This is a genomic window from Microbulbifer variabilis (genome assembly GCF_052467165.1).
Map to the genome: position 1 here is coordinate 2,188,337 of NZ_CP174301.1, position 19,074 is coordinate 2,207,410.

16 protein-coding genes and 2 pseudogenes are annotated in these 19,074 nt (G+C 48.3%); 14 read left to right on the forward strand and 4 right to left on the reverse strand.

All coding sequences use genetic code 11. The annotated features are described in order from the left end of the window. Positions 1 to 4 precede the first annotated feature (4 nt). From ACJJIP_RS09740 to ACJJIP_RS09775, 8 genes are read left to right on the forward strand one after another with little or no spacing between them, the layout of a single operon-like run. Positions 5 to 1,315: a Ni/Fe hydrogenase subunit alpha gene (locus ACJJIP_RS09740; protein WP_444946780.1), complete on the forward strand. Its 1,311-nt coding sequence runs from the start codon at positions 5 to 7 to the stop codon at positions 1,313 to 1,315. Further along, a complete protein-coding gene (locus tag ACJJIP_RS09745) occupies positions 1,293 to 1,796 on the forward strand; it encodes a hydrogenase maturation protease (RefSeq protein WP_444901576.1) in 504 nt (167 codons plus the stop codon). Before ACJJIP_RS09740 ends, ACJJIP_RS09745 begins: the two co-directional genes overlap by 23 nt. Further along, positions 1,778 to 2,050 (forward strand): hydrogenase/urease maturation nickel metallochaperone HypA, encoded by a 273-nt coding sequence (locus tag ACJJIP_RS09750; protein ID WP_282953498.1) that lies wholly within the window; start codon positions 1,778 to 1,780, stop codon positions 2,048 to 2,050. Before ACJJIP_RS09745 ends, ACJJIP_RS09750 begins: the two co-directional genes overlap by 19 nt. After that, on the forward strand, positions 2,040 to 4,346 hold the full coding sequence (hypF, locus tag ACJJIP_RS09755) for a carbamoyltransferase HypF (protein ID WP_444901577.1): 2,307 nt from the start codon (positions 2,040 to 2,042) through the stop codon (positions 4,344 to 4,346). The genes ACJJIP_RS09750 and hypF overlap by 11 nt, the downstream gene beginning before the upstream one ends. Positions 4,347 to 4,351: 5 nt before the next feature. Next, entirely contained in the window at positions 4,352 to 4,600 is a 249-nt protein-coding gene (locus ACJJIP_RS09760; RefSeq protein WP_020412782.1) for a HypC/HybG/HupF family hydrogenase formation chaperone, read from the forward strand. Then, positions 4,597 to 5,727 carry a hydrogenase formation protein HypD gene (gene hypD / locus ACJJIP_RS09765; RefSeq protein ID WP_444946781.1) on the forward strand — a complete coding sequence of 377 codons (1,131 nt, stop codon included), beginning with the start codon at positions 4,597 to 4,599 and terminating at the stop codon, positions 5,725 to 5,727. The genes ACJJIP_RS09760 and hypD overlap by 4 nt, the downstream gene beginning before the upstream one ends. Beyond that, positions 5,690 to 6,727, forward strand: coding sequence for a hydrogenase expression/formation protein HypE (hypE, locus tag ACJJIP_RS09770; RefSeq protein WP_026305020.1), 1,038 nt, complete (start codon positions 5,690 to 5,692; stop codon positions 6,725 to 6,727). Before hypD ends, hypE begins: the two co-directional genes overlap by 38 nt. Positions 6,728 to 6,772: 45 nt before the next feature. Further along, complete coding sequence (locus ACJJIP_RS09775) at positions 6,773 to 7,405, forward strand: LysE family translocator (protein ID WP_020412779.1); 633 nt, start codon at positions 6,773 to 6,775, stop codon at positions 7,403 to 7,405. Positions 7,406 to 7,408: 3 nt separating this feature from the next. Here the strand turns inward: ACJJIP_RS09775 and ACJJIP_RS09780 are convergent, their stop codons facing one another. Next, positions 7,409 to 7,978 carry a carboxymuconolactone decarboxylase family protein gene (locus ACJJIP_RS09780; RefSeq protein ID WP_020412778.1) on the reverse strand — a complete coding sequence of 190 codons (570 nt, stop codon included), beginning with the start codon at positions 7,976 to 7,978 and terminating at the stop codon, positions 7,409 to 7,411. Positions 7,979 to 8,162: 184 nt separating this feature from the next. Continuing rightward, positions 8,163 to 9,515, reverse strand: coding sequence for a hypothetical protein (locus ACJJIP_RS09785; RefSeq protein ID WP_444946782.1), 1,353 nt, complete (start codon positions 9,513 to 9,515; stop codon positions 8,163 to 8,165). A gap of 538 nt (positions 9,516 to 10,053) precedes the next feature. On the opposite strand from ACJJIP_RS09785, the gene ACJJIP_RS09790 reads away from it, so the two are divergent. Together ACJJIP_RS09790 and ACJJIP_RS09795 are read left to right on the forward strand one after the other, a co-directional pair. Continuing rightward, positions 10,054 to 10,776, forward strand: a complete 723-nt coding sequence (locus tag ACJJIP_RS09790) for a hypothetical protein (RefSeq protein ID WP_444946783.1) — start codon at positions 10,054 to 10,056, stop codon at positions 10,774 to 10,776. 113 nt (positions 10,777 to 10,889) lie between these two features. Continuing rightward, positions 10,890 to 13,622, forward strand: a complete 2,733-nt coding sequence (locus tag ACJJIP_RS09795) for a cation-transporting P-type ATPase (RefSeq protein WP_444946784.1) — start codon at positions 10,890 to 10,892, stop codon at positions 13,620 to 13,622. A 227-nt stretch (positions 13,623 to 13,849) separates the two neighbouring features. On the opposite strand, the gene ACJJIP_RS09800 is transcribed toward ACJJIP_RS09795, so the two are convergent. Continuing rightward, positions 13,850 to 15,067, reverse strand: coding sequence for a M12 family metallo-peptidase (locus ACJJIP_RS09800; protein ID WP_169337102.1), 1,218 nt, complete (start codon positions 15,065 to 15,067; stop codon positions 13,850 to 13,852). Positions 15,068 to 15,501: 434 nt separating this feature from the next. On the opposite strand from ACJJIP_RS09800, the gene ACJJIP_RS09805 reads away from it, so the two are divergent. After that, complete coding sequence (locus ACJJIP_RS09805) at positions 15,502 to 16,275, forward strand: SDR family NAD(P)-dependent oxidoreductase (protein ID WP_444946785.1); 774 nt, start codon at positions 15,502 to 15,504, stop codon at positions 16,273 to 16,275. Between the two features lie 339 nt (positions 16,276 to 16,614). On the opposite strand, the gene ACJJIP_RS09810 is transcribed toward ACJJIP_RS09805, so the two are convergent. Beyond that, positions 16,615 to 17,103, reverse strand: a complete 489-nt coding sequence (locus ACJJIP_RS09810; RefSeq protein ID WP_444946786.1) for an SRPBCC family protein — start codon at positions 17,101 to 17,103, stop codon at positions 16,615 to 16,617. Between the two features lie 626 nt (positions 17,104 to 17,729). Between ACJJIP_RS09810 and ACJJIP_RS09815 the strand changes: the two are divergent. From ACJJIP_RS09815 to ACJJIP_RS09825, 3 genes and pseudogenes are all read left to right on the forward strand, one after another. Further along, positions 17,730 to 18,026 (forward strand): annotated as a pseudogene (locus ACJJIP_RS09815) (NAD(+)--rifampin ADP-ribosyltransferase); the annotation flags it as partial. Between the two features lie 15 nt (positions 18,027 to 18,041). Next, positions 18,042 to 18,422: pseudogene (gene arr / locus ACJJIP_RS09820) on the forward strand (NAD(+)--rifampin ADP-ribosyltransferase); the annotation flags it as partial. Positions 18,423 to 18,682: 260 nt separating this feature from the next. Beyond that, positions 18,683 to 19,027, forward strand: coding sequence for an ArsR/SmtB family transcription factor (locus ACJJIP_RS09825; RefSeq protein ID WP_020412768.1), 345 nt, complete (start codon positions 18,683 to 18,685; stop codon positions 19,025 to 19,027). The last annotated feature ends 47 nt before the right edge of the window (positions 19,028 to 19,074 follow it).

Below are 19,074 nucleotides of genomic sequence, written 5' to 3' on the forward strand. Positions count from 1 at the left end.
AAGAGTGTCGGGTAAAGGCAAAACCATCAAAGTTGATTATCTTGCGCGGGTTGAAGGCGAGGGGGCGCTCTTTATTCGATACGATGATGATCAAGTGCACGATGTTCAGCTGAAGATCTTTGAGCCTCCGCGTTTTTTTGAAGCCTTCTTGCGCGGACGTGATTACACTGAGGCTCCCGACATTACTGCCCGCATATGTGGCATCTGCCCAGTGGCCTACCAGATGAGTGCCCTACATGCTATGGAAGATGCTCTGGACTTGGTGCCCACGCCAGAGCTAAGGACCCTGCGCCGGTTGCTCTACTGCGGGGAATGGATTGAGAGCCACATGTTGCATGTCAGTATGCTGCATGCGCCAGACTTCCTCGGTTACCCCAGTGCTGTAGCTATGGCCAAGGATCACCCGGAGATAGTCCGCCAAGCTCTCGAGATAAAGAAAGCAGGCAATGCGCTGCTGCGACTGCTTGGAGGGCGGGAGGTCCACCCGATCAATGTCCGGGTTGGAGGCTTCTATCGAACACCTATTCCGGAGCAATTCGAGAGCTTGCGCGAGCAGCTATTGGCCGCTCGTGATTTAGCCGAGCAAATGTGTCGATGGTCAGCTAGATTGCCATTCCCGGAAAACAACCAGGAGTTTGAGTTTGTTTCCTTAGTCAATCCAGACGAATACCCGATGAATGAAGGTCGCATTCAATCGAGTAGAGGACTGGATATTTCAGCAGGTGACTATGAGCAATATTTTCGTGAAGAGCAGGTACCGCACAGCACCGCTCTTCACAGTATTCTGATCGAACGCGGCGCCTACCTGGTCGGGCCAATGGCGCGCTTCAACCTTAACTATTCCCGCCTCTCTTCGAGGGTCAAGCAAGTGGCAGAAGAGCTGGATTTTAGGCCGCCCTGCACCAACCCATTCAAGAGCATTGTGGTGCGTTGCCTGGAAGTGCTTTATGCCTTCGATGAGGCACTGCGGATTATCGAGAATTACCAGCCTCTAGCCCATCCCTACCTCACCGTCAAACCACGGAAGGCCAGTGGCTGCGCCGCTACCGAAGCTCCACGTGGACTTTTGTACCACCGCTACGGCATCAACGCACAGGGCAAGATAACCCACGCAAAAATTGTTGCTCCCACTTCACAAAACCAGAAAACAATCGAGCAAGACCTGCGCCTGATGCTGCCAAAGTTTATGCACTTGCCCGAGGACCAGTTACAAGGTTTATGTGAGCGCGCCATTCGTAACTATGACCCCTGTATTTCCTGCTCAACCCACTTCCTGCAGCTACATTTGCAACATGACCAACCAGGAAGTCTCTGAACGCTGGTTACTCATCAGCCTGGGCAATCGCTTTCGCAGTGATGATGGAGTAGGGCCCTTTTTACTTCAAAAGTTAAAAGCATCCCTAGGCCATGCTGCAGATTTCTATGAAAGCGGCGGGGATATGGTTGGTCTACTGGGGCAGTGGAAAGATCGCCGGGTTTGTCTGGTAGATGCGGTTCAAGTGAGTGGGCGGAAGCAGGGAGATTTAATCCGTGCCAATGGATTGGCAGACTTGCTGGCCCCCAGCTTGTGCAATACCTCCAGTCATGGCTTCAACCTGAAAGAGGCCATAGAGCTGGGAAAGAATGTGCGGTTACTGCCCCGACGGCTGGAGATTTTCGCTATATGCGCAGAGAACTTTACCTGCGGTAATCGCCTCTCGGCTGAAGTAAAGAGGGGGGCAGTTCTGGCGGAGCAACAAATCACTGAACTTGTACAGGCTGACAATGGAGGTCAGCAATGCACGAACAATCACTGATTAAGAACTTGATCGAAAAGATTCAACAGCTTTCCGCCGATGAAGATGGCAAGGTCGTTGGGGCTAAGTTGCGCCTTGGGGCACTGGCACATATTTCACCAACACACCTTCGCGAGCACTTCGAGCAGGAAATTTTCGGTACTGCCCTGGAAGGTTTGCGCCTGGAAATTGAAGTACTCACTGATATCCATCATGCCGAGGCCCAGGACATTATCCTGGAGAATCTTCAGTTCGAGGCCAAGGATGGACAATGAACGCCAGCAAGTAGAAATTACAGGTTTGGTGCAGGGGGTTGGGTTCCGTCCATTTATCTATCGCTTGGCCAGGGAATGTAAACTCAATGGTTGGGTGGTCAACCATAGTGGTGGCGTACGGCTAGAGGTAGAAGGCGATCCCCTGAATATAGCGGATTTTTTGCGCAGGGTCCCGGAGGAAAAACCACCTCACAGTCAAATCCTTAGTGTCCTCACCAAACTCGTTCCTATAAAAGGGGACAGCGGGTTTGAGATACGTGCAAGTGCAAAGCATGCAGAAAAGTCCACCCTTATCCTTCCGGATCTAGCGCCGTGCAATCACTGCCTGGCCGAATTGGCAAACCCCAACGACCGGCGTTATAACTATCCGTTTATCAACTGCACCCTGTGCGGCCCACGCTTCAGTATTATCGATAAGCTCCCCTATGATCGGGCCAATACCACCATGTCTGCATTTCCCCTTTGTCACAGTTGCCACAAAGAATATACAGACCCTTCCGATCGCCGTTTTCATGCTGAGCCCAATGCCTGCCCGGAATGTGGCCCGCAACTGGAATTATCTGATGGCACAGGCAAAGTGCTGGCTCCAAATGAGCACGCTCTGGAACGAGCCGTGACGGAGATATCCAGCGGACAGATCGTTGCGTTAAAAGGTGTTGGTGGCTTCCAATTGCTTGTAGATGCAGCTGATGGCGCAGCACTGGAGAAGCTGCGTAAAAGGAAACAGCGTCCACACAAACCCTTTGCGCTTTTATATCCTTCACTGGAAGCCGTACACCGGGATTGCGAGGTTTCCAAAGTGGAAGCCGACTTACTTACGTCTCCCGAAAGGCCGATTGTTCTACTAGCGGCAAAAGCTGATGCCGGGCAGCGAATACATAACCTGGTAGCTCCTGATTCCCCAGAATTGGGGGTGATGCTTCCTGCTTCGCCTTTGCATCAGCTCTTGGTCCAGACATATGGTGCACCGCTGGTTGCTACCAGTGGAAATCTGGCCGATGAGCCAATCTGTACTGAAAATAATGAAGCACTGACCCGGCTTGGCAAAATTGCCGATTGTTTCCTTATGCATAATCGCGGGATTTTGCGCCACCTTGATGATTCCGTACTCAGGGTGATTGATAATCGTCCTGTCATGCTGCGCCGAGCCCGTGGTTTTGCGCCTCTTCCACTCATGCGCCCACAAATTACGCAGGAAAGTACTGAGCACCCAGCCATTTATCTGGGGTTGGGAGCAGATCAAAAAAATACAGTGGCCCTATCTCATTCCGGTTGGATCTATTCCAGCCAACACATTGGTGACTTGGAGAACGCCACCAGTGTTGAGCGCTTCGACAAAACCATCGAGGATCTGACTGCCTTTCAGCAGTGCGAGCCACATACCCTGGTTCACGACTTGCACCCCGGCTTTAACTCTCATCGCTGGGCGCTTAGTAAGCCAACCCCAAAACTCGGTGTGCAACATCATATTGCGCACTTTTTCTCCTGTATGGCAGAGCATAACCACAGTGGCCCCGCACTTGGTATTTGTTGGGATGGCACTGGTTATGATATTGACGGTGTGGTTCGCGGAGGCGAGTTCCTTTACTGGAATGGCGATTCTGACGTCAAAAATATTGCCAGCCTGCGGACTTTTCCTTTGCCTGGTGGTGAGAAAGCCGTACGTGAACCACGACGGTCCGCAGCCGGGCTATTGTACGAAATATCCGGCTTCGTGGCCCTGCAGCACGATTTAATCAAACGTTGTTTTTCCCGCGGTGAGCGGCAAAACCTGGTCACTATGTTGAAAGGGGAAATTAACAGCCCACAATGTAGCAGTGCCGGCCGTTTATTTGATGCTGTTGCCGCTCTGCTTGGTCTCAGAAGCCATACCAGTTATGAAGGGCAGGCTGCACAGGCATTGGAGCACTCGGCTCGCGGTATCCAAAGCCGGGATGCCTATCCATTTGACCTGCAAAAACGGGGCAACCGCTGGCAACTAGACTGGGCACCCAGTGTCAGTGCGTTAATTTATGATGAAGGAAGATCCTTACCGCAGCGCGCAGTGGCATTTCACAATACCTTGGCCCAGATGATCCTGTCTGTAGCTGGAGAAGTTGCTGAGCCGCAAATTTTTTTGTCGGGTGGGGTTTTCCAAAACAAGCGGCTGACAGAAACGGTTACCTCTCTGCTTCAGCGGTACAACTTTACGGTGCACTCACACAGCCAGGTACCTCCAAATGACGGAGGTATTGCCCTTGGCCAGGTGTACTACGCCCACTGTATGGCCGCTGCCGGCCAACCACTGGGAGGTTAAGCACTATGTGCCTGGGAGTCCCCGGCCTGGTAGAAGCAATCACCGGCAACTCGCCGCTGGAACGCATGGGCAAGGTACGATTCGGCGGTATAGCACGGGAAATCAACTTATCGCTGGTGCCCGATGCACAAGTCGGTGACTACGTGATTGTCCATGTGGGAATCGCTATCAGCCAGATTCAGGAAGCAGAAGCCGAGCGGGTGTTTCGTTACCTGGATGCTCTGGACGAGTCAGGCACCCTGGAGAGGCCATGAAATTCCTTGATGAGTATCGCCAAAGCGATAACATTCGGAAAATAGCTACAGAAATCCGCAAAGTCACCACAAAGCCCTGGACGCTAATGGAGGTCTGCGGTGGCCAGACCCATGCGATCGTCAGACATCGTTTGGACCAACTACTCCCCAAAGAGCTGGAGCTGGTTCATGGTCCCGGCTGCCCGGTTTGTGTGACCCCTCTTGAAATGGTCGATCGCGCAATTGCCATTGCATCCATACCTGAAGTTATCTTCTGCTCATTTGGAGACATGTTGCGCGTGCCGGGTTCAGAAAGTGATCTGCTTGCAGTCAAAGCCCGGGGTGGCGATGTCAGAATTGTCTACTCACCACTACAAGCAGTGCAGATTGCCGAGCAAAATCCATCCAGGGAAGTGGTCTTTTTCGCGGTAGGATTTGAAACCACTGCAGCAGCCAATGCGATAGCGGCTTCCCAAGCCCTACATAAAGCACTGGATAATTTTTCCATGCTTGTGTCGCAATTTCTGGTTACACCAGCAATTGATTCCATTTGCTCCTCACCAGAATCGCGTGTGCAGGCTTTTCTCGCAGCGGGCCATGTTTGCTCAATCACCGGTTATGAGCGATACCTGCCACTCGTACAGAAGCACCATATCCCCATTGTTGTTACCGGATTTGAACCTCTTGATATCCTTGAGGGAATCCTGATGTGCATCAGCCAACTGGAGCAGGGTGCTTACCGCGTACAAAACCAATATCTGCGCGCGGTAGAGCAAGCTGGCAACCGGCAAGCACAGGAACTGATAAGGAGAGTTTTTAAGGTTTCAGCGCAGCAATGGCGTGGTGTTGGCTGGATTCCCCAGAGCGGCCTTGTGTTTAATGATGCGTTCGCCGCACTGGATGCCAAGTCAAAATTTGATCTCATACGCATTAGCACTGCCGAGTGTCATCAATGTATCAGTGGCGAAATTATGTTGGGCCAGAAAAAACCCAAAGATTGCCCCCACTTTGGAAAGGGGTGCCGCCCGGAGCAGCCTCTGGGTGCTCCAATGGTCTCTTCAGAGGGCGCCTGCTCCGCCTATTATCGCTACAGCCAACAGGAAAAACCCCGTGAACATCCAGTGTCCGTTGCCCACAAAAACGGATGAGATCGTCAAGCTTGGCCACGGCAGTGGCGGAGAGATGACGCAGCGTCTGCTTAAAAACTATATCCAGCCATTATTTAATAATTCCTGGGTATCGCAAGCCCATGACAGCGCAACTCTTCCCTGGGATGCCGATAGGTTGGTCTTTACCACCGATTCCTTTGTAATCACTCCACTATTTTTCCCCGGCGGCAACATCGGTGAGCTAGCGGTGTATGGCACCGTAAATGACCTGGCAATGGGAGGAGCTGAAGCGAAGTTCCTCAGCTGTGGGCTCATTTTGGAAGAGGGACTGCCATTGGCAATACTGGAAAGGGTGCTGATATCAATGGCAGAAGCAGCCAGTAAAACCGGAGTGAAGCTGGTTACCGGCGATACCAAAGTGGTGGAAAGAGGCAAAGGTGACGGTATCTACATCAATACCAGTGGAGTCGGCGTCCTGGAGAGCAATCAATCTATAGACCCCAGTCGTATCCGCAGTGGGGATCTGATTCTGCTTTCGGGAGATATTGGTCGTCATGGAATCTCCATAATGGCCAGCCGCGAAGGCCTTGAATTCGAAAGCAGCCTGGCGAGTGATTGTGCTCCCCTCAACGGCGCTGTATCCAAACTGCTGCGGGCCGGGGTTGAAATCCACTGCCTGAGGGATCTTACTCGTGGCGGATTGGCTACTGCACTGGTTGAATTGGCGGAGAGTTCCAACAGGAGCTTTGTATTGGAGGAAAGCAGCATCCCCATTAGTGAGGCAGTGCAGGGAGCCTGTGAAATACTGGGGTTAGATCCACTTTATGTTGCCAATGAAGGGCGCTTTGTAGCCATCATTCCCGAAAGCGCTTCCGAATTGGCTATCGCAACCCTGCGGGAAACTGACGTGGGTACGTCTTGCGAAATCATAGGTCGTGTTGAAGGCGAGGGCTACGCCCAGGTAATACTGCGGAACAGCCTGGGTTGTGACCGTTTGTTACAGCGATTACCCGGAGAACAGTTGCCGAGGATTTGTTAAACGCTAGAATCGCTGGCAGGGAAAATTGCCAACTGATAACGCACAATGACTATCTCAGCTTCCTTTGCTTTATTCGCTTCAATGCTGGTGCTAGCCCTTATTCCAGGGCCTGGCGTGTTGGCAGTGATATCCCGCAGCCTTACATTAGGCCTGCGTCAGGGCCTGATCGCTGCAGCCGGAATTGTTGCAGGCGATTATTTATTTATCCTATTGGCTCTACTAGGGCTAAGCACATTGGCCGAGGCCATGGGTAGCCTCTTTGTCATCATTAAATATGCGGGAGCGGCATTCCTTATCTGGCTCGGAGTGAACCTGATTCTCACTTCTGGTAAAGGGAAGGCCATCAAAAATGAAGAGAAAGTACCAGAATCAAGTGGTGGCGGTATCTTTTCGAGCTTTTTGTTAGGCCTGCTAACAACCTTGGGCAACCCGAAGGCTATCCTTTTCTATGCGAGCTTTTTCCCAGCATTTCTCGACCTGACCAGTGTTACTTCAACCGATATCTTCGCTATCTTCACGATAGCAACATTGTCAGTGGGCAGTGTTATGGCAGGTTATGCCTACTTTTCCATCAAGGCAAAGCTCTCATTCGGAAATTCAAACAAGGCGCCTGCTCTGAAGTGTGGTTCAGGAGCTTTATTGATTAGTAGTGGAATTTTTGTTGCAGCCAGAGGCTAAGACCTAAGTATCTTCACTGGGAATAGCAACATCAAAGCCATTTAGAATCGCTGACAACTGGTGATATCCAGCTATCAGGAAGATCAGCTCTGCAGCCCCATCTTCCCCAAATTCGTCCACTGCCATTATCCAGGTGGCCTCAGGAAGCCTGCCTCCAGAGGCAAGCGAGGTAGCAATGCTGTAGGCGATCCCTTCATCCCGGGTCAGGTCGTGGGGACGCTGCCCTGCAGTAATGGTGGCAATTTTATCCGAATCCAAGTGAAGGCTTTCACCGATAGCAGTGTGAGAATAGAGTTCATATCCCGCCTTAAAGTGAGCGCCGGTGGCTAGGATGGCAACTTCCCGAGCCAACTTTGGAAGCTTGGGTTTAGCGGCAATGGCTTTGATATTTTCCCACCAGGGTTTGCCAAATTGCGGATAGTAGAGAGCCGGTGCCCAAGGGCCAAGCAGAGCACCATCCCTACGTTTTTTGACGAATCCAGAGAAGTAGCCACTCATTTCATCGCTCATGTCGTCGTAGAGAGGTATCTGCTCTTCGTTAAGATCATCTGGAGAGATAGCGGGAATACGCATAGATGAGTTCCTTAGAAGTCGTGCCTAGTCCTTAATTTTGATTGGATAAAGTCTAGCTGGCGAATTTTAAGGATAACGACAAATATCTCGCCTCTTAACTCTCTCGCATATGAGGGTGAAAGAAGGGGGGAGGGGTTAGAGAGCCTAACCACATGGTGGTGGCTAGGCGAAGAACATAAAGTTATTAGTAGTCGACAGTTGTTATAACGAAGTCACCTTCCGACGTACCCTCGCTATCCTGGTCGGTGTAAGCAATCCAGGCAACCGTTTCACCAGCAGCCGCTAACTTATCCTTTAATGTTAGGGATTCCACCATATTGCGCGGCACGTCAAAATGCCATTGGGAGCCCAGTGCCTGACACTCACTCTCTCCATCTGGCCATGCGCCTTTTGTTGTTGTCAGTGACCACATAAGGGGATAGTCTGCGGCACCATCATCCTTTAGATCGTCTGCATGCAAGGCGCCATTTAAACGTCTTTTGCAGGCAAATACACTGGTTCGGTCGCACCGGCGGTCATTGAAGCGCCCATCACTTCTAATAGCGGCGCAGTCCTCACCTGTGCCATGGTCATTGGGCTCACCCTCGCCCCAAGACCATAGGCCTTTATTTTGAAACCGGCTATCTGTGGCACTGACATCGTAGTGCTCTACCGTGTTGATGCCATCATCCCAATTGTCCAGGCTATCATCGTCGCCACTTTTCCAGTGCCGGTTCAATCCGCCCCAGCCATCAAATACTACATCGAATGTTTCATGATTATCATCGGTATCGCTGTCATTTTTTGTCCAGAAAAATACGAATCTTTTCTTGCCATTCAGACCATCATGCTGCCGAATTTTTTCTCTTGATAACTCACGGGAAGGAAGTGAGGTTCGCTTGTATTTAGCCACTTCAAGGCCGTTGGGAAAGTCCTCTTTATAGTCTTCCGGTGTGTAAATATAATCCAGGCCAATTTGGCTGATAAGATGATTTTTAAAAGTGGTTTGAGCACCAGATGATACTGCATTTTCTATATGTACTATTACTGTTCGATTAGTGCCGTGTTGATCTTGCTTATAGGCCCAGTCTCTCAAATCTCCCAGTACTGTTGCAATGGGGACACGCTGAGGGTCGAACCAGAAGTTACAATAAAATGATCCATGACAAAAAACCTGTTCACCACTGAATTGATGTAAATCCAATTCTATAATTTCCGCCCCAACATCAATCTGATCTTTTACCCTAAGGGATTGTTCTGCACCGACCCAGATTGCACCATAAGCATCAGAGTTATAACTATTATGTGTCGCCAATACCTGGGTGTAGCGAATGGGTGTTGAGTATGTAAGACGTCGCTGAAGCTCTAAGGCGTATTTAGCATGATCATCGGTGCGTTGTTCAGTTTCATAATCGTAATAGAGATTGAACTGCACCAACATTGTGTACGGATCAGTTTCCGCTACAAGTGGCGAACCCATAAAAACAGTACTGACCATTAATGCCAAGCAAACCGATTGCAAGCGTCGAAACAACCATATTATGCGGATATTTTTCATTATTATTCCTGTTATTTTATTAGTAATTTCTAAACAGCTCTTACTGTGCTGTCTCATATGACTATTAAATGCTTATAGGTATTTGCTATCGGTAACATTCGAAATGTCATACTGTATGACCGAAAGTACAACTGCCTTAACAAGTCGATACCTACAACTGAGATAATATCTAAAAGAGTCTGCAAAAAGATTAACTCACCCTGGAAGGTTTTTAGGTTTTCGTGAGAACTATTTCGCAAAATTAATATATAAAAAGAGAATATGAGTAATAACCAAGCTTCGCTTTCAATAAAAACTCTCCGTCAGTCTAATCTGGAAAGCCTTCCCTCTATCACTCAGTCTTTGGTTCTCAATAAGTAAATAGTGGTTGAACGTAAGGTTGAACATTAGTTTTGTCGGCAGGCAAATTGTAATCTTATAATTAGAGTTAGAACTTTCGAGCCTTTAAAGAGTCCTATCTCCAAGCTTACCGATCATCAGTTGCCTTTTGAAACAAGGATTTTGATCAAATTTACTGAGTATTTGGTCCACGAAGTAAATGGATTTAAACATAACGGCTTCTTTGTGCAGCAATAGCAAGACAACAATAAATGTCCGGCGACTGGCTATATCATTGGTTATTGCTGTTGCTGTGCATATAGGGCTGCTCATTATACCGATGTCAATTGCACCAGATACGTCACCAGGCATTGCATCTCCGCTTGAAATCAACTTGTCGGTGAATAAGAAAATAGAAGTACCCAGAACGGATGACACCGAACTACCTCCTTCCCATATAAAATCCCAGGAGCTTGAGGGTTATACCGCGGAAACAATCGGCAACAATGTAATAGAGGAAGCGCCTTCGACACCTAATATCAATGGCGGATCAATAACCAATGCAGATTCCTCTTCAACAATCAGTAAGCAAATCGATCAGCCGCAGAATCCTGATCACCTAGGTATGGAAAAGCCGACGCCAACATTAGAAGCATCTGGCGACTCTGAAACCAGAAGCCAACCCGCAGTTTTTGATCCGGTTTTAGAGAGAAAGTTAGCGCAGCAACGCAATAGAGTTCGGCGGCTTGAACGCACAGAAGCCATGTATACAACGACTACAGGCACTTTTGTTGAGGTTGGGGACCGATGTTTTAATGTTAAAGACTTGCCACCTGGAAACACAAATAGCGACTTAAATCCATGGTTTCGGGCTAAATGCCCCGATAATTCCAGGTCCAAGGCAGAAATTGATCGGCTGGCAGAGAAATATGGAATTCCTTAAATCTGCAGATAGACAACTCTAGCTCATGCACCCTGTATGTTGCACAGCCCAGAAGGCTTCAGGTTATTGCTATTCTCAGCCGGAGATAAAATGGAATCCACCAGGGATTCGAGATGAGACCTGAGAAGAATTGGCATGCGTTGCCACAAAATGAAGTCCTTTCCGAACTGAAGACGACTTCAGCAGGTATTAGCGAAAGTGAAGCACTCGCAAGGCTCAAAATCTATGGGGCCAATCGCTTGCCAGCACCACCGAGGAAGGGGCTGCTGCGACGTTTTTTCTCGCACTTCGACAATATACTGATCTACGTCCTTCTGGGGGCGGCGTTTATCACCAGCCTGCTTCAACACTGGGTGGATACCGGGGTAATTCTCGCCGTGGTTGTCGTCAATGCCATTATCGGCTTTATTCAGGAAGGCAAGGCTGAAAAGGCGATGGATGCTATCCGGCATATGCTGGCACCGCGGGCCGGGGTATTGCGTGGTAACCAGAGATATACCGTTGATAGCGAGAAGCTGGTTCCCGGCGACATAGTATTACTTGAAGCTGGTGATAAAGTACCAGCGGATCTTCGGCTGTTGAAGACTCACGGTTTGCAGATCCAGGAGGCAATACTGACAGGGGAGTCTCTCGCCGTAGAAAAACGAACCAATCCGGTTGGCATCGAAACTGCACTAGGTGATCGTACCTGTTTGGCCTACAGCGGTACCAATGTTACCAGCGGGCAGGGCATGGGCGTGGTAGTAGCGACCGGAGCCCAAACTGAAGTCGGGCGTATCAGCAGTATGCTTGCCAGGGTCGAAACCCTGACAACCCCATTAGTGGAGCAGATGGGAATATTCGCCAAATGGCTCGCATTCTTTATCCTGGCAGTTGCCGCGCTCATCTTCGCCTTCGGGCTATTTGTTTTACATCACGATTTTTCCGAATTGTTTATGGCCGTCGTGAGTCTATCGGTGGCAGCCATACCGGCGGGCCTGCCGGCAGTATTGACCATTACGCTGGCAGTTGGCGTGCAGGCCATGGCGAGACGAAATGCCATCGTCCGCCGTCTTCCAGCCATTGAGACGTTGGGCTCGGTTTCGGTGATCTGCACAGATAAAACCGGAACCCTTACACGCAACGAGATGAACATCGTATCGGTGATCACGCTTCAGCACCGGTATACCGTAGAGGGCGTTGGTTATGAGCCACTAGGGGATATCTCAAACGAGAATAGTCCGACCTCCATATCAGGCCCTTCGCCTTTGCTCGAGTTGGCCCGCGTAGCAACCCTATGTAACGACGCAGAGCTTAGAAAACTCGAAGGTGTCTGGACTGTTGAAGGTGACCCTATGGAGGGTGCGCTTCTGGCGTTTGCCGCCAAGGCAGGAATGGATGGCGGGGAGGCGCGCCATCAATGGACTCGCACAGATATCATTCCCTTTGATTCCGCACACAAGTTCATGGCCACCCTGGACCATAACCATGAAAACCATGCGCTAATCGCAGTAAAAGGGGCACCAGAACAGATTCTGGGGATGTGTGAAAGCAGTCGTACCGCTGAGGGAGGCACTGCTCCGCTGAATGAGGCTTATTGGCAGGAATGGGTAAATGAACTTGCAGCACAAGGCTATCGGGTGCTGGCCTTGGCCACCAAGCCCGTAAAACCTGAACATACCGTATTGGAACAAACTGACCTGGATAATGCGCTGATCTTTCTCGGCCTGGTTGGCTTGATTGACCCACCCCGCCAGGAGGCGATTCTGGCAGTAGCGGAATGCCAAGGGGCCGGTATCCGAGTGAAGATGATCACTGGTGACCACAAGGCGACCGCCATAGCTATTGGGCAACAGATAGGTCTGCAAAACACTGAAAATGCGCTGACCGGTGTGGATATTGATAATCTCGACGATACGGTACTGGGAACAGAAGTGTTGAACGTCGACATCTTTGCCCGCACCAGTCCCGAACACAAATTGCGACTGGTAACTGCCCTGCAGGCCCACGGAATGACCGTTGCCATGACCGGTGATGGTGTTAACGATGCGCCCGCACTGAAGCGTGCCGAAGTCGGCATTGCGATGGGCAAAAAAGGGAGTGAGGCAGCCAAGGAAGCTGCGGAAATGGTGTTGGCCGATGACAATTTCGCTTCAATTGACGCCGCCATACGTGAGGGGCGTACGGTTTATGACAATATCAAAAAGGTAATCAGTTGGACCCTTCCAACCAACGCTGGGGAGGCCTCAACCATTATTGTGGCGCTGATGTTTGGTATGGTGCTGCCGATAACACCTATTCAGATTCTGTGGGTGAACCTTATCACTGCGGTCACTCTCGGTATTGCCCTCGCTTTCGAGCCGACCGAAGAAAATACCATGTGCCGCCCACCTCGTCCTCGCAGCCAGCCACTGCTCACAGGCGTACTGATATGGCATATCGCACTGGTGAGCATCCTGTTTCTTTGCGGCGTATTCGGGGTCTACACCTATGCAATTGAGCGGCAGTATTCCCTCGACCTAGCTCGTACTATGGCAATGAATACACTGGTGGTAATGGAAATATTCCACCTTTTCTTTATCCGCAATATGTACGGTACTTCCTTAACATGGAAAGCGGTATGCGGAACCAGGGTCATATGGTTAGCGGTGATCGTAGTTACCATAGGTCAGTTCGCCATCACCTACTTCACGCCTTTGCAAGGCATCTTCTCCACCGAAGCCGTATCTCTACAGGATGGGATACTTATCGTTAGTGTAGGTGTTGCGCTGTTTGCAATTATCGAGATTGAGAAACAGATTCGAATACGCCTATCCCGTCCCTTGGATACCGGTGGTTCTCATCAAGGACCCGAGCTCGAATCGTGATATCAGAAATGACGTTGGTCAATGGGCTTTATCTTATCTAAAATCTGCTTTCGATTGGAATTGATTGATATGGTCAATGTATATGCAGTAATTTTCTCTGAGTGATGCTTATCTCCATCCAGCTCAGGTGGGATAGGAGAGGGTAGGATATGACAGCTCAGTTCTCATTGAAAATACAAACCGAGCTGCCAAACTACCCGCGAAAATAACTTTGAACGCTTTAGATATTACTCAGAAGCCTCAGATACCCTGAAGTTAGCAACTTCTAATGCTCGTTCATTTAAAACCCGGGCATTATCTTCCACATTAATAGAACCAGTGGTTTCACCATTGATAAATACACCTGGATTAGACCACTGCTGGATCCTTGGACCTCCAGTATTTGATGGGCAACCATAAGCCATTACTGTTCTCCATGTAGATGGCGTAGAGTTGCAATATCCGTGGCCATATGAAAAAGGCTCCATACTGGGGTCACGTGTTATAATATGCCTTGCTCCGAATAGATGGCCAATCTCATGTGCAAAGCTGAAGTATCCAGCTGCACATCCTTCTCTGGCTAAGGCTAAAGCTGTAGATTCGGTTGCACCAATCTCTCTGGCTACGCCACAATAGAAATAACCAGAGTTCCCGGTCAATACCATCATGATGTCCGCCTTATATGTTTCTCTCAGGCGAAGTAACTCAGATGTTTCTGGGTTTTCTGAGTTAGAGAAAAAATCTCTATCAACATAAAAGTCACCACTACCTTCATAACTTGTTTTGTATGAGTGTACAATTTCAACGGATGTATTTACATTACTATTTAAGAAGGAAATATTTGTTTCCTCTTCCAATAGATCCATATAAGCGACAACATCACCAGCGTCACTCTCAAAATTACTGGTATATGCGACAATAACAGTAATTTTTTCGGCTGAATCCAAAGACCCCAAGCTAGAATCAATATTTGAAGGTCTTTCGCCTACATCCATGGGGAAATCTTCGTAATAATTAATATCGTGATCAATCAGGGTAGCGGTAGGCACCTCTATGATATCTGTAGTATTACCTTCACCCGGCCTAACTTTGTATAGCTTTCCGGACATTTGTATAGACCCTACAACATTACCATTATTCTCAGCAATCGTTACAAAATCCCCTTTCCTCTGACCAAATGCAGCAAAAGAGATTCTATTTTTTTTCCTATTAACATTCTTGGTTTTAAATCGTGATAACTTACCATCTATGAGAACCTCCAACTCATCACCAGTTACTATTTTTCGCAACTCACCATTAAACCTTCCTCTTTTTACTATTGATTTTCTATTTTTCTGAGAATCTTTGAAATCTACTTGATCGGAATTGATTTCCTCCATCAAACGATATTTTCTACCGTCATCTGCCGGCAAATAAAGAGGTAACGTTAACAGCAAACAAAAAATGGATATTAAATAACTTCTCACAGGTCCTCTCCACATTATTCTAATAATGTTTAATATTTATAGGTGGTTCGTGTTGTCGTTTTATTTTTCAGTCCGGCATTAAGCCTCACCAGATATTATGAATCGCAATATAAAATTGCAATAAATTCCCAAAAAGCATAGAGCCACATGCTTCTTAATGTGAACCAATTTTATAGTCAGCCCTATATTGCCATCATCTTTATAGGGTTATGTCAATTGAGGTGATTCGCTAAGTCACACAGGGCCAGACTTGAATGCACTTAGTTTAATACGTGAAGCTTATTGGCATATGATAGGTCAACCACTTATTTTTCAAATGAATTTAATTAAGAGGCACCTCAGAATTTCTGCTTGATCAATAATACTGAACATATATATTCGAGCTGCTCTCGATTAATGTGTCTGAAATTATATTTTGGTAGGACCCAAACATTATGAGTAATTTTTTTAGCTTGGAGAATAAAGTTGCTGTTATTACGGGAGGAAGCTCTGGGATAGGTTTGAGCACAGCAAAACGTTTTTATTTGGCAGGCGCAACAATTGTTATTGCAGCACGCAGAAGAGGAGAAGAAGTATTGCAGGAGGTTGGGGGAGGGCATTATATACAAACAGATGTTTCTATAGAGCCCCAAGTTGAAGAGCTAATGAAAATGACAGAAAAGAAATATGGGAGGATTGATATCGTAGTTAATTGCGCAGGAATTAATGAGGGCTACGGTTCACTATGCAATAGTAGTTATAGCTATTTTATGAAGAATTTTAAGGTTAATACTTTAGGGGTTTTCTATAGTATTAAGTATTCCGCGCCATATATGAAAAAAGGTGGGGCAATTATTAATATCGCGTCAGTTGCCGGAATATCAGGAGTACCTTATTTGGGGCCATATGTTGCTTCAAAGTCGGCGATCATTGGTATTACCAAAACGGCAGCGCTCGAATTGGGAGACAGGAATATTAGAGTTAATGCAATATGCCCTACTTCAGTTGATACACCAATGGCTCATGCAAGAGGAGGGAAGCAACAGCTTGCAATGGAAAAAACCGCGGTTCCTTTGCAACGCATAGCAAAACCTGAAGAAATCGCAGCGCTTATACACTTCTTAGCAGCAAGTGACTGTGGATTTATAAATGGTCAAGCCATTAATGTAGATGGTGGTTATAGTGCTGGCCTTTCAATACCGGCTTTTAATGCTCTTTCTAATACTTGAAAGCAATTAAGTTGAGTCTGATGCTAGCTACTCACTATTGTGATGGATAGGGCGCTGAGATCGAAATAAAGTGGAACCGAACCAGTTAACCCAAAACTAAGGGCCCTTTAGAAATGATGCCCAAAGTGGGAACATTACAAGAAGTCAAAGCTATTAGCTCTTTTCAATGTGCTGAGAGACAGCCAACCTTAATTCCAGCCGTAGGGATGGAAAGTAAGAACGGCTGAACAATTGTGTAAACTGACCACTGCAGTACGCTGACTTGCGTTTAGTCTAAGAATTAGTGAGCGTGGTAAGTTGTGTACAGACTCATGACTGCCATCAATATACCTTGCCATCTCAGATCAGATTTACCGATCCGGAAAATTGGGCGTCCATACTTCGAAGTGATTGGGCCCAGCTGACCACCGCCAACTCTGCGTAGTCAGGGTTAAGAAGTGTATGCGTAAGCGAAACGACAGTGCCAAGTTCACTGCTTCTGAACACAACTTCGACCAATGACGAATTCTTTTGCGGTTCGGTGCCATGTGGCAAGCTGAGATTGCAATGTTCATGGACCTCAAAGCTCAGTAACTTCGGTCTGTCGACGCAACGATATACTCCAGACATTACGCAAGAGCTGTCGTCTGGAGCTGTCATCTCAAAAGCAAAACTCCCGCCAACCTCTGCCGTGAGATTGAGCACGCGCGTAGTGAAACCGTCGGGGCCCCACCATTTTTCAACCATGCTCGGCGTAACCCAGGCAGTAAAGACCGCTTCCGGTGTTGCCCTGACCGTGTAGGAGATAGGTTTGGTTCGAATACCCGCTTGATAGGAAAAATCGCTCACGATGATACCTTGTTCTTTTTATCAGGGGGGGGCCTGCTTTCTGTTAACACTAAAACATATCTTTACTGCGCTCCAGAGATATCATGGCTACTTGGGGCTTATCCTCCTATATTCGGCCGTAAATAGTGACATGTTGACCTAATTTTGTTATCCACTATAGTTACCCTGTAGGCTAACTATAATCAATATGGCAACTCAGTTGTACCTCAGATAGCGCACTCATCAGTGTTTCAGCCCCTGGCAATCATTTTGCCCCGGGAGTACTGATTTAAGAGCTCACGTTGCCCGACAGGAAAGCACGGGAAGTGGCCAACAAACCATGATGGAAATAAAAATGCCGATATTGCTGCTCTCGAAAGCGCCGGTAAAGACGATTTCCAAAATATGACTAGATTGACGGAAAACCGGTCAGGTTAGGCGTTCATAAACAGGACCAACCTCTTATCTCGAAGAGAGGATTATTACAGTCTCCCAAATGTCTTAAGCGGTTGCCCAGGGCGTAATCGAAATTTGGTGGCTCATGATCTTAGGCCAATCATGACCAGTTCAAAATACATGGAGGTTCCTTAAGCATGAATGATAAACAGCCAAGCAGCGAATCAGAGAGCCATACGGTTCATTCTGGCATGAAGGAGTTTTACCACGGCTCCCGAAAAAATCTCAGCCCAGGAGATGTTGTCACGCCCGGCGGCCCATTTGGCATAGCAGGTGACAATGTTGAGACCTCGCATGCCTACATGTCACCCAATTTGGATGCAGCCATATGGGCCGCTGAGCTCGCCGAAGGCAATGGACCACCGAAAGTGTATGTCGTGGAGACGGAAGGTGATATAGAGGATGCGACCGAGCTTTTAGTTGAGAGTGCACCACGCCACCCTTATATGTCACATCGATCGAAAGGGCGGGTACGAGTTAAATCGGAAGTCCGTGAATGGACTTACTATCACGGAACGCGCGCGGACCTCAAAATGGGAGATATGCTCATGCCGGGAGGTAATCCGAATTTCGGCAAAAAGGCGCTCGGCCATATTTACCTCGCGCGAACACTTGATGCTGCGGTTTGGGGAGCGGAACTAGCGCTGGGTGACGGGCCAGAACGGATTTACATCGTCGAGGCGACGGGTCCAATCGAAGACGACCCCAATGTGACCAATAAAAGGTTTCCCGGTAACCCTACAAAGTCATTCCGGTCTCATAAACCTTTACGCGTTATCGGCGAGGTGAAGGAATGGCAGGGCCATCCTAAGGAAGCGCTAGAAGCCATGAAAGCCGGCATAGCAGAACTGGCCAAACAAGGCATAGGTCCTCTTGATGACTGACTGGATGGCAGGCTTGAACATACTGGCCATAAGCTTTTCACTGATGAACCTGAAAAGTTATCATTGCCTTGATCGATAAGGTGATCCGGGTTGCTATCGGTATGTCAGCTTTTTCCTGCAGTAATTCTATTTCCACAACGGTGCATCCAAATAACGGCTGGTATAGGGATGGGATGAAGCACTTTTATTAGGGTGATTTTAACGGGCATTACCAAACTGCGGCCATTGCCTAACGATTTTACACCTATATACTTAGTCGAATGGGTAACAATCACGAAAATCTGAATACAGTCTTCCAAGCCTTAGCAGATCCAACGCGCCGCGCTGTCATTCAGCACCTGACCAGCGGACCGGCATCGATCACTGAGCTCGCTAAACCGTTTGAAATGGCACTACCTTCATTTATGAAGCACATTGGTGTGCTGGAGGATGCGGGTTTGATCCGATCCAAGAAAATTGGCCGCGTGCGAACCTGCGAGATCAAGCCGAAGCAACTGACAGCTGCAGAAACTTGGATTAATAAACAGACGGCCCAGTGGGAAGGCCGAATGGCACGAATGGCGAGCTTTGTCGAAGCACTTGGCGCTGAAGGACAGGATGACTGAGTACGATAAAGATACAGGGTGCCATATTACAAAGCCTGTAGGTCATC